Source organism: Actinophytocola sp., assembly GCF_045807065.1.
Classification (GTDB): domain Bacteria; phylum Actinomycetota; class Actinomycetes; order Mycobacteriales; family Pseudonocardiaceae; genus Actinophytocola.
In genome coordinates this window covers 1-11,253 of record NZ_JBJMIE010000530.1, presented here as the reverse complement: position 1 = coordinate 11,253, position 11,253 = coordinate 1, and the positions used below count along the sequence as shown (strand labels likewise).

Below are 11,253 nucleotides of genomic sequence, written 5' to 3'. Positions count from 1 at the left end.
GAGCGCGGGCTGCTGGGCCGCATCCGGGCATACGCGGAGGCCGCGCCCGACGGGCTCGGCGGGGTCGTGGTGCAGCAGAGCACCGAGGACGCCGACGCCGAGGTGTGGAACCTGGTCTACAGCGACCCGAACGCGGCCGGGCTGCTCGAGTCCGGGCGGCTGGGCTTCGAGTTGAAGGTCGGCCAGGGCGCCAAGCCGGGCCTGGGCGGGATGACGGTGCTCGACGCCGCGGCCGCGGCGCGGCTCGCCGGCGCGTTCGCCGTCGACCCGCTGTTCGACGACGGCCGGGCGCTGCGTGCCGCGACTCCCGGCACCTTCACCAGCGAGATACTGCGCCAGCAGATCCGCCTGATGCGCAACAACTTCCCGCGCGCGCGGGTCTGGGTGAAGCTGCCGCCGGGCCGGGACGTGGCGGGCGCCGCGGCGACCGCGTGGGAGGCCGGCGCGGACGCCGTGACCGTCGACGGCGCCGAGGGCGGCACCGGGTGGGCGCCGACCTGCTTCCTCGACCACGTCGGGCTGCCGCTGGCCGAGTGCCTGCGCCGCGTGGACGCGCGCCAGGGCTGCCTGCTCGTGTCGGGCCGGATGTGGGAGGGCACGCGGGTCGCGAAGTGCCTCGCCCTCGGCGCGCGGGCGGCCGGCCTCGGCCGGGCCGCGCTGCTCGCGGTGGACGAGGACCCGGACGCCGGGCTGCGCGGGCTGGTCGACTGCCTCGCGCTCGAGCTGCGGCTGCTCACCAGCGCCCTCGGCAAATACCACACCTCGGCACTGTCGCCGGAGGACGTCTGGTCCCCCGGGACGGCGCCGGTCCCCGAGATGTCCACAGTGGAGACAGCGTGACCCTGAGCCGGACCGCGCCCGCGGTCGCACCGAACCGCACCACACACACCTGCCTGGTGGACGCCGCACTGCACACCGGCCTGCGCGGGCTGGCCCGGGCGGCCGGCGTGCCGCTCGCGGCCGTGCTGCGCGCGGCGGCCGCGGTGCTGCTCTCCCGGCTGGGTGCCGGACCCGACCCCGTGGTCGGCGCCCCGGACGACATCCCCGCCCGCGTCGCCGTGACCGGCAACCCGGAGTTCGCCGAACTGCTCGCCGGGCACCGGGTGGTCGCCGCGCCCGGCGTCCCGCCGGCGGCGTCGGTCAGCGCGCGAACACCCGACGCCGGCCTCGAGGTGACGCTGGAGCTGCCGGCCGACCTGCTGTCCACAGTGGACGAGATGGCGAGCAGGCTGCGCCGGGTGCTGGCCGCCGCCGTGTCCGACCCGCGCGTCCCGGTCGGACAGATCGACCTGCTGGCACCGACCGAGCGGCACCGGATCGCGGTCACCTGGAACGCCACCGACCGGCCCCTGCCGGACGCCACGGTCCCCGAACTGGTCGCCGCCCGCGCCGCCGTCACCCCCGACGCCACCGCGCTCGTGTTCGGCGACGAGCGCATCACCTACGCCGAGCTGGACACCCGCGCCAACCGGCTCGCCAACCACATCCTCGCCACGGCACCCTGCGCCGGCGCGCCGGTCGGCATCTGCCTGGAACGCGGGCCGGAGCTGGTGGTGGCCGTGCTCGCGACGCTCAAGGCCGGCGGCGCGTACACGATGCTGGACCCCGACTTCCCGGCCACCCGGCTCTCGCGCGTGCTCGCCGAGTCCGGCGGCACCCTGGCCGTCACCGACCACGCGCTCGCCGGGCTGGTGCGCGAGTCCGGGGCACGCCTCGTGCTGGTCGACGACGAGGCCGCCGCCATCGCCGCGTGCCCGGCCGGCCCGCCGGCGCCGACCGCCGGCCCCGAGAGCCTGGCGTGCGTCATGTTCACCTCCGGCTCGACCGGGAAGCCGAAGGGCGTCGCGGCCCCGCACCGCGCGCTGGTCGGCACCCTGATCAAGCAGTCCTATGTGGACTTCGCGCCGGGCGGGGTGGTGCTGCAGTGCTCGCCGGTGTCGTGGGACGCGTTCGCGCTCGAGCTGTTCGGCGCACTGCTGAACGGCGGCACGTGCGTGCTGCAGCCGGGCCAGCACCCCGACCCACCGGCGATCGCCGAGCTGGTGGCCGAGCACCGGATCACCACGCTGCACCTGTCGGCGAGCCTGCTCAACTTCATGCTGGACGCCTATCCCGGCGCGTTCGCCGGCGTGCGGCAGCTGATGACCGGCGGCGAGCCGGCGTCGGTGGCCCACATCGCCAGGGCGCTGCGCGAGTACCCGGAGATGGCGATCGTCAACGGCTACTCCCCCGTCGAGAACATGATCTTCACGCTGTGCCACCGGATCGGGGTGGCGGACGTGGGGGGCCCGACCATCCCCGTCGGCACGCCCATCGCCAACAAGCGGGTGCACGTCCTGGACGCGGAGCTGAACCTGGTGCCGTGCGGGGTGGTCGGCGAGCTGTACATGAGCGGCGTCGGGCTCGCGCACGGCTACCTGAACCAGCCGGGTCAGACCGCGGCACGGTTCGTCCCCGACCCGTTCGGGGCGCCCGGCGAGCGGATGTACCGGACCGGCGACCTGGTACGCCGGCGGCCGGACGGGGTGATCGAGTTCCTCGGCCGCGCCGACGCCCAGATCAAGATCCGCGGCTTCCGCGTCGAGCCGGGTGAGGTGGAGACCGCGCTCGGCAGGCACCCGTCCGTGCGCCGGTCCGCGGTGCTCGCCAGGGAGGACCGACCCGGCGACAAGCGGCTCGTGGCCTACGTCGTGCCGGTCGACCGCGCCCAGCCGCGACCGGGCGAGCTGCGCCGGCACCTGGCCGGGCTGCTGCCCGACCACCTGATCCCATCCGCGTTCGTGGTGCTCGACCGGCTGCCGATCACCCCGAACGGCAAGCTCGACCGCGCCGCCCTACCCGCCCCAGCCAGGAGGAACCCATGACGAGAAGTACCGCGGAGCCCACGACCGCCGACGCCGCGGCGCTGGCACGCCGCTTCTACGACCACGTCGACGACGGGAACGTGCCGGGCCTCGTGGCCATGTTCGCGCCGCGGGCCAGCTACCACCGGCCCGGCTACGCGCCGTTCGAAGGCCAGGACGGGATCACCGAGTTCTACTCGGGAGTCAGGAAGATCCGCTCGGGCCGGCACACCCTGACGTCCGTCGTGGCCACCGACGACACCATCGCCGTGCGGGGCGAGTTCCAGGGCACGTTGCACGACGGCAGCCCGGTCGACCTGCGCTTCGCCGACTTCTTCGAGCTGGGACCCGACCGGCGGTTCACCCGGCGCGACACGTTCTTCTTCGCCCCCCTCGCCTGATCCGCACAGGAGAACCACGCATGTCATCCGTACTCGAGCAGTCGGCGACCACCAACCCGGGGCACGGCGACGCCTTCACCACCCACATGGTGACCATGAGCTGGACGGAGGACGACGGCTGGCACGGCCTGCGCCTGCGCCCGCTCGCGAACCTCGCCATCCACCCGGCGACGCTGGGCCTGCACTACGGGCAGGTGATCTTCGAGGGGATGAAGGCCTACCGCCGGGCCGACGGTGCCATGGCACTGTTCCGGCCCGCACTCAACGCGCGCCGGTTCCAACGCTCGGCGCGGCGGCTCGCCATGCCGGAGCTGCCGGAAGAGGACTACCTGCGTGCGCTGGAAAGCCTGGTCGCGGCCGACCACCACGCGCTGTCCGACGATCCCACGCACAGTCTCTACCTGCGGCCGCTCATGTACGGCAGCGAGGCCAACCTGATGCTGCGCCCGTCTCGCACCTACGAGTTCCTGGTGCTGGCGTTCGTCGCCGGCGGTTTCTTCGGCGACACGCTGCGCCCGGTGTCGGTGTACGTCAGCCACGAGCACAGCCGGGCGATGCCGGGCGGCACCGGGAACGTGAAGTGCGCCGCGAACTACGGCCCGTCGTTCACCGCACAGCGGACCGCCGCGGCCGCCGGCTGCGAGCAGGTGGTGTGGCTGGACTCGGCGGAACACCGCTGGGTCGAGGAGATGGGCGGCATGAACATCTTCTTCGTCCGCGGCGACACGCTCGTCACCCCGCCGCTGACCGGGACCGTGCTGCCCGGGGTGACGCGGGACTCCCTGCTGGCACTGGGACCGCGGTTGGGTTACCGGGTGAGCGAGGAACGCGTGTCGGTCGACCGGTGGCGGGCGGAGTGCGCCGCCGGCACGATCACCGAGGCGTTCGCCTGCGGCACCGCGGCCGTGGTCACCCCGATCGGCCGCGTGGTCGACACCGGCGGCGACTGGCGCATCGCCGACGGCGCCATGGGCCCGGTGACCGCCCGCCTGCGCACCGCGCTGACCGACATCCAGCAGGGCCGTGCCGCCGACCCGGACGGCTGGGTACACCTGGTCCCGTAGCGGTCCGACCCGTGGTGCTAGACGGGCACGGGCTCGGGGGCCAGGAGCGACCGCACCAGGCGCAGGGTCGCGAACCGCGTGGTGCCGACGTGGTCGGTGGCACGGACCAGACCGCGCAGCAGCAGACCGTGGACGGTGCCGGCGACCCGGATCGGGTCGTCGCCCGTCAGGGTGGCCGCCTCGTCGATCGACCAGGCCCCGGGCAGCGGCAGCAGGCGGGTCAGCAGCCGGCGCTCCGGTGTGCCGAGTGCGGCCAGGTCGCGGCCCAGCTCCTCGGCCAGGTCCGGGTGGTCACCCGGCGGTCGCGACAGGCCCACCACGCCCGCCGCGAGGCAGTCGCGCACGTGGTCCGGTGAGCGCAGCGCGCACCACACCGCGGCCTGCCCGAGCACCTGCGGATGTCCGTCGCACCCGCGGCACACGTCGATGATGGCGGCGACGTTGGCTGCGTCGAGCCGGAAGGCCGGGTTCAGCGCGCGGATGTGCCGCAGCAGCACCCGAACCGACGGGGACCGCTCGACCTGCGCCATGTCGTCCCCGTGTCGCGGCACGGCCAGCGGGGGCAGCGGGACCACCCGCTCCTCCGGCAGGCCCAGCGGCGCGGACGCGGTGACGAGGACCCGCACCCCCGGACAGGCGTCCAGCAGCTCGAGGATCGCGGCGGCGCCCGGCGCGAGGCCCCGCTGGCCGTCCAGCACCAGCAGCGCCTGCTCGTCGCCCACCGGGTCCGCGATCCGGCCGAGGTCCCGGACCGGACACCGGTACCACAGCACCGGGAGCGGGTCCGCCTGCCGGGTGACCTCGACGGCCAGCCGGGTCTTGCCCACCCCGGCGACGCCGGTGACGGTGACCACCCGGTGGTGGTCGGTGAGCAGCAGGTCGGACAGCACCCGCACCTCGGCGTCCCGGCCGAGCAGCCCGCTCATCGCGGCGGGCGGGCGTCGTCGGCGCAGTTCGTCGGTCAGCCACCGGCCGATGCCGTCCCCGGCGCGGGCGGCCGCCTCGAACGCCTCCCGCCGCCGGCCGCGCAGCTCCAGCCCGTCGGCCAGCAGGCGCACGGTGTTGAGCCGCGGGCGGTGCGCCCTGCCCTGCTCCAGATCGCGGATCGCGCGGACGCTCAGGGTCGACAGGTCGGCGAGCTGGTCCTGGGTGAGCGCGGAGCGCCGGCGATGGTCCCGCAACAACCGTCCGAACGCGCTCGCCCCGGTCACGACGCCGCTCTTCCGTGTGCTCCCATGACCGCGGCGACCACGGCCACCGCGCGGGTGACGGCCGCGGCGTCGACGCCGCGGTGGGTCACCGCCCGCAGGTGGCCGCGGCCCAGCTCGGCGAGCCGGACACCCTTCCCGGCCGCCTCGGCGACGAGGCTCCGATGGGACAGCCGCCCGTCCCGCACGCGGAAGCGGACCATGTTCGTGCGCACCCGGGCCGGGTCCACCTCGATCCCGGGGATGTCGGCCAGGCCGTCGGCGAGCACCCGCGCGTGCTCGTGGTCCTCGGCGAGCCGGTCGACCATCGTGTCCAGTGCCTCGATGCCGGCCGCCGCGAGCACGCCGGCCTGGCGCATCCCGCCGCCGAGCATCTTGCGCACCCGTCGCACCCGCCCGATGAGCTCCCTCGACCCCGTCACGACCGAGCCGACGGGCGCGGACAGGCCCTTGGACAGGCAGAACTGCACCGAGCCGGCATGCCCGGCCAGCTCGGCGGGCGCGAGGCCCAACGCCACCGCGGCGTTGAACACCCGCGCGCCGTCCATGTGCACGGCGAGGCCGTTCGCCCGCGCGACCGCCGCGACCTCGGCCAGGTCCGCCGGGCCGAGGGGGATCCCGCCGGCGCGGTTGGCCGTGTTCTCCACGCACACCACCGCGGGCACCGAGAACTGCGGGTCGTCGGGGTCCTCCGGCATGGCCCGCGCCAGCTCGTCGAGGTCCAGCCGGCCGTGCTCGTCGGTGCCGACCGGGTCGAGCGCGATCCCGCCGAGCACCGACGCCCCGTGCGCCTCGTAGACGTAGATGTCGGAGTCCCGCCCGGCGAACACCCGGCCACCCCGCGGGGTGAGCGCCATGAGCGTGGCGAGGTTGGCCATGGTGCCGCTGGGCATCAGGCACCCCGCCGCCATCCCGAGCCGGTCGGCCGCCAGCTCCTCGAGCCGCCGGACGGTGGGGTCCTCGCCGTAGACGTCGTCGCCGAGCGGGGCCCGGGTCATCGCGGCGAGCATGGCCCCCGTCGGCATCGTGAACGTGTCGCTGCGCAGCTCTACCGTCTCCACCGCGCCTCCTCTCGTGGTCAGACCGCGGTCGCGGCCGCCACCTCGTCGGTGTAGGTCAGTCGGAGCTCGGCCAGTGCCAGCTCCGCCGCGGCGATCGCCCCGGCGGCGTGGTCGCCGACGCCGATCGCGTGGCCCTTGCGGTCGGTGAAGGAGTGCGTGAACCGGATGTCCGCACCGGGTTCGAGCACGCAGCTCACGTCGACGACGCCGGGCAGCTGACGCGCCCGGTCGAGACCGCTCACCTCGGCCACCACGCCCTGCCGGGGCGGGAGGAGGAACCGGATGGCGGCGAACCCCGCGCCGGGGACGGGGTCCGCCGCCGGGATTCCCGCGGCGGCGGCCACCACCTCGTCGACCAGGTCACGGCCGACCGCGTGGCGCACCAGCCGGGGGATGAGCCCACCCGGGAGCCGGGGGTTGATCTCGATGACCGTCGGCACGCCGGCCAACCGCAGCTCGACGTGCGCCGGGCCGACCACGTGCCCCACCGCGCGCACCGACCGCACGGCCGTGTCGGCGAGGGCCGCCGCCTGCTCGGCGGGCAGCGGTGCGGGGTAGTCGTGGCCGGTCTCGACGAAGTAGGGCGGCCGGCCGAGGTGCTTGCGGGTGATGCCGACGGGCACGCCGTCGACGATCTCCACGGAGTACTCCGGACCGCGCACCTCCCGCTCCACGAGCAGCCGGCCGGCCGGGAAACGGCGCCGGTCCGCGAGCAGCCTGGCGGCCCACCAGCGGGCCGCGCCCGGGTTGGCGCAGCGGCGCACCCCTTCCGACCCGGAGCCGGAGACGGGCTTGACGACGACCGGGCCCCCCAACGACCGGGCCGCGGCCGCCGCCGCCGCGGCGGTCGCGCAGGGGACGAAGTCCGGCACCGGCACACCCGCGTCGCGCAGCCGGCGCCGCTGTGCCGACTTGTCCCGGCACAGGGCGATGGCGTCCGGGTCCTGGCCCCGCAGCCCGAGCCGCTGCGCGACGACCGCGGCGGTCCGCACGAAGTACTCGCTGCTGCTGGTGATCCCGACCGGTCCGGGCGCACCGAGCCGCCGGCAGGCGGCCTCGACGACGTCCGGGTTCGCGGTGTCCACCTCGACGACCGGCAGCGCCAGCTCGGCGACGTAGGGATAGCGGCGGGGGTCGCGCGCCACCATCACCGGCGTCAACCCCCGTCGCGACGCGGCGACCGCGAAGTCCCGCCCGGTCCCGGTGGTGTTGCTCTCCACGAGCACGAACCACGGCCCGTTCACGGCCGGCCCCGGTGGCGGCCGGGACGCACGGCACCGTTGATCCGGGGGCCGGTGTCCAGCAGTTCGGCCACCGCGCCGGCCAGCCGGCGGCGGGCGCTCTCGTGGCGGCGGGCGGCCATCGCCACCTGGTGCACCCGGTGACGCCAGCGGCGGGTCAGGCGGGCGTGCGCGGCGAGGAACGCCGACAGACCAGGACCGCCGCCGACGTCGGTGGCCGCGGCGACCGCCGCCGGGTCGAGGTCGGGGTCGGTCAGCGTCACCTGCCTGTCCAGGGCGGTGCTCAGCCGGGCCGACAGCACGGCCGCCGGCACCTCGGCGAACGAGCGGATCCCCTCGGCCGTCAGCTCGGTCACCAGCCGGCCGGTCGCCGTGTGTGCCGACCGGAACGGGATGCCCTGCGCCACGAGGCGGTTGGCCACCGCGGTGGCCACCGTGAAGCCGTGGTGCGCGGCCACCAGCATCCGCTCGGGGCGGGGCCGCGCCCCGGCGACCACCGCGATGGCCAGGTCCGTCAGGTCCCGCAGCCGGTCCATCGACGGCCACACCGGTGCCACCCCGTCGGTGCTCACCTCCACGGAGTTGCCGAACGGGGTGCCCTTCATCGTGCAGGTCGCCGCGGTCCAGGCGCCGATGAGCGCGCCGGCGCCGCCCTTCAGGTGCTCCAGCAGGAACGGGTTCCGCTTCTGCGGCATCGCCGAGCTGGATCCCACCAGCTCGTCGGGGAACGCCACCAGGTCCAGCTCCGGCGTGCTCCACAGCTGCAGGTCGGTCGCCAGCCGGGACAGCGTGACGCCGGCCAGCACGGCCGAGGACAGCACCCGGACGAGCATGTCCCGGCTCGCGATCGCGTAGCCGGCGTGCTCGGCCGGCGCGGCGAACCCCAGCAGCGACGCGGTGCGCGCGGGGTCGATGGGGATGTCGGTGCCCGCCCCGCCCGCCGCGCCGAGCGGGCACCACCGCAGTCCGGCACAGGACCGCACGAGCCCCGCGATGTCCTGGTCGAGCGACTCGGCGACGCCCAGCAGGTAGTGTCCGTAGGTCCCGGGCACGGACGGCTGGAACTGGCTGTAGACGGGCATCACGGTGTCCTGGTGGGCCCTGGCCCGGCCGAGCAGCACCGCCTGCAGGCGCAGCAGCACCCGCACCACCTCGTCCGCCGCCGCGCGCATGCGCAGCTGGTGCACGGTGGCCTTCAGGTCGTTGCGCGAGCGGCCGGTGTGCAGCACGCCGCCGACCTCGGCGCCGAGCTGGTCGATCAGGTGGCTCTCGTACAGCAGGTAGAGCCCGCGCGGGGCGGGCCGGCCACGCAGCTCGACGTAGCAGCTGGTGCGCAGGAACTGGATCTCGTCCAGCAGGGCGGCCGCGGCCGCCCTGGGAACCAGCCCGCGGGCCACCAGCATGACGAGGTGCGCCTGGTCGATCTCGGTGATGTAGGGCAGCTCGACCGCGATCGCCGCGTCGGCGTCGGTACCGAAGACGACCCGGGCGGCACGGGCGGTGAGCGTGCGGGACAGTCGCCCGCTCACGAGCCCACCACCTCCGCCAGCGCGCCGTCGCGTGCCTCGGCGAGGGTGCGCCGGCGCCAGGCGAACCGGCACCAGCCGTCCGTGCCCTCGCCCGGGGTGGCCACCTCGCGCGGCGCGGCGCGGGTCGGGCCGACCATGCCGTTGGCGGCCAGCCACGCGTCGTCGTAGACGGTGTCGTGGTAGCGGTGGCCCTCGTCGGGCAGCACGACCACGGTCAGCGCGTCCGGGTGCCACCGCGCCCACCACGAGCCGACCAGGAACGCCGCCCCGCTGGTCGGCCCCATGAACAGGGCGTGCCCGCGGTGCAGCGCACGGGTGGCCGCGTAGGCCTCGGGCGCGCCCAGCCAGTGCACCTCGTCGAACTGGGTGTGGTCGAGGTTGGCCGGCAGCAGGCTGTTGCCGAGCCCGCGCAGCGTCCTCGGGCCGTCGTCCTGGCCGAACAGCACGCTGTGGTTGGCGTCGACGCCGATCGACACCATGCCGGGGCCGGCCTCGCGCAGGTACCTGGTGGTGCCGCACATCGAGCCGCCGGAACCGACCGGACCGACGAGGCAGTCGACCTGTCCGAGCCGGTCGACCAGCAGGTCGGCGATCAGCGAGTAGGAGTCCGGGTTGGCGGGGTTGGTGTACTGCTCGGGGCAGAACGTGTCGGGGATGCCGGCCCGGATCTCGGCGACCCTGGCCAGCCGGGGCGCCTGGAACCCGCCCCGCGCGGCCGGCTCCCGCACGATGTCGACCCGGGCGCCGAGGTCGGTGAGCTGGCGGTGCAGCCGCGCGTCGATGACCGGGTCGCCGACGAGGACCAGCGGCTGGGCGTCGAGGGCACACTGCATGGCGAGCGCGAGGCCGAACGTCCCGGACGTGGTCTCGACCACCGTCGTGCCGGCGGTCAGCGTGCCGGCCCGCCGGGCCTCACGCAGGATGTGCCGGGCCGGCACCATCTTCATCAGGCGGTAGGCCAGGGCGTACAGGTTGGGGGTGAGCCGCAGCAGCACCGGGATCCGGTGCGCCTCCACCACGTCGGCCACCGCGGTCATAGCGCCCCGACCGGCAGCGCGGCGCGGATCTCCTGGACCGCCGCCGTGCCGGTGAACAGGTAGTCGTGCCCGCCCGGCAGGATCCGCAGCCGAAACCCACCGGTGGTCAGCTCCGCCCAGGCGGCCAGCTGGTCCGGTGTGACGCCGGAGTCCTCGGCGCCGCCGAACGCGGTGACCGGCACCGGCAGCGGCGGTCGCGGGAGGTGCCGGTAGGACTGGCAGAGCACGAGGTCGGCACGCAGCACCGGCAGGACCATGTCCATCAGCTCGGGCAGGTCGAGGATCTCCCGCGCCGTGCCGGCCCGCTCGGCGAGGTAGCCCCGGAGGTCGTCGTCGGACATCCGCTCGACCGGGTCCTCCGCGCGCCGGCCCAGGTGCGGTGGCCGGTAGGCGGAGACCAGCAGGTGTTCGGGCGGGCGGCCGGCCTCGACCAGGGCCACGGCCAGGTCGTGGGCGAGCAGTGCGCCCATGCTGTGTCCGAACAGGGCGTACCGCTCCCCCGCCCGCGCGAGCACGGGCTCGACGAGCCGGGCCACCAGCTCCGGCGCCGAGGTCACGGGCTCATCGCCCAACCGCCCCTCACGCCCGGGCAGCTGGACCGGCACCACCTCGACGTCGGGTGCGAACGCGGCCGGCCACGTGCGGTACAGCGACGCCCCGCCCCCGGCCGGCGGCAGGCAGAACAGCCGCAACGGGGCGGAGAAGTCACTGCGGTACGGGAACCACGGCGAGGATGTCATGACCGCTCCCTACGCCCGGACGGCGCGCTTGCCGGTCACGAACCGGTCGATCCGCTCGATGGAGGCGAAGTTGCGGATGTCCAGGTCGTCGCCGGTCACCGCGACGCCGAACGTGCCCTCCACGAACAT

General features: G+C 75.2%; 10 protein-coding genes. 4 read left to right on the top strand and 6 right to left on the bottom strand.

Annotated features, from left to right (window positions below; genetic code table 11):
- From ACJ73U_RS31085 to ACJ73U_RS31070, 4 genes are all read left to right on the top strand, one after another.
- On the top strand, positions 1-840 hold an 840-nt coding region (locus ACJ73U_RS31085), incomplete at its 5' end, for a glutamate synthase-related protein (RefSeq protein WP_407781292.1).
- Entirely contained in the window at positions 837-2,864 is a 2,028-nt protein-coding gene (locus tag ACJ73U_RS31080) for a non-ribosomal peptide synthetase (RefSeq protein ID WP_407781291.1), read from the top strand. The genes ACJ73U_RS31085 and ACJ73U_RS31080, both read left to right, overlap by 4 nt.
- Positions 2,861-3,244 (top strand): nuclear transport factor 2 family protein, encoded by a 384-nt coding sequence (locus ACJ73U_RS31075; protein ID WP_407781290.1) that lies wholly within the window; start codon positions 2,861-2,863, stop codon positions 3,242-3,244. Before ACJ73U_RS31080 ends, ACJ73U_RS31075 begins: the two co-directional genes overlap by 4 nt.
- Positions 3,245-3,264: 20 nt before the next feature.
- Positions 3,265-4,308: a branched-chain amino acid aminotransferase gene (locus ACJ73U_RS31070; RefSeq protein WP_407781289.1), complete on the top strand. Its 1,044-nt coding sequence runs from the start codon at positions 3,265-3,267 to the stop codon at positions 4,306-4,308.
- A gap of 17 nt (positions 4,309-4,325) precedes the next feature.
- On the opposite strand, the gene ACJ73U_RS31065 is transcribed toward ACJ73U_RS31070, so the two are convergent.
- The 6 genes from ACJ73U_RS31065 to ACJ73U_RS31040 are packed head-to-tail and all read right to left on the bottom strand — an operon-like array spanning position 4,326 to position 11,124.
- Entirely contained in the window at positions 4,326-5,519 is a 1,194-nt protein-coding gene (locus ACJ73U_RS31065; RefSeq protein ID WP_407781288.1) for a helix-turn-helix domain-containing protein, read from the bottom strand.
- The gene (locus tag ACJ73U_RS31060; RefSeq protein ID WP_407781287.1) at positions 5,516-6,577 is read right to left on the bottom strand and encodes a GntG family PLP-dependent aldolase; all 1,062 of its coding nucleotides are present in this window, start codon (positions 6,575-6,577) and stop codon (positions 5,516-5,518) included. The genes ACJ73U_RS31065 and ACJ73U_RS31060 overlap by 4 nt, the downstream gene beginning before the upstream one ends.
- Before the next feature lie 17 nt (positions 6,578-6,594).
- On the bottom strand, positions 6,595-7,821 hold the full coding sequence (locus ACJ73U_RS31055) for an ATP-grasp domain-containing protein (RefSeq protein ID WP_407781286.1): 1,227 nt from the start codon (positions 7,819-7,821) through the stop codon (positions 6,595-6,597).
- Positions 7,818-9,347 carry an argininosuccinate lyase gene (locus ACJ73U_RS31050; protein WP_407781285.1) on the bottom strand — a complete coding sequence of 510 codons (1,530 nt, stop codon included), beginning with the start codon at positions 9,345-9,347 and terminating at the stop codon, positions 7,818-7,820. Before ACJ73U_RS31050 ends, ACJ73U_RS31055 begins: the two co-directional genes overlap by 4 nt.
- Positions 9,344-10,384: a PLP-dependent cysteine synthase family protein gene (locus tag ACJ73U_RS31045; RefSeq protein ID WP_407781284.1), complete on the bottom strand. Its 1,041-nt coding sequence runs from the start codon at positions 10,382-10,384 to the stop codon at positions 9,344-9,346. Before ACJ73U_RS31045 ends, ACJ73U_RS31050 begins: the two co-directional genes overlap by 4 nt.
- On the bottom strand, positions 10,381-11,124 hold the full coding sequence (locus ACJ73U_RS31040) for a thioesterase II family protein (protein ID WP_407781283.1): 744 nt from the start codon (positions 11,122-11,124) through the stop codon (positions 10,381-10,383). Before ACJ73U_RS31040 ends, ACJ73U_RS31045 begins: the two co-directional genes overlap by 4 nt.
- Positions 11,125-11,253: the final 129 nt, after the last annotated feature.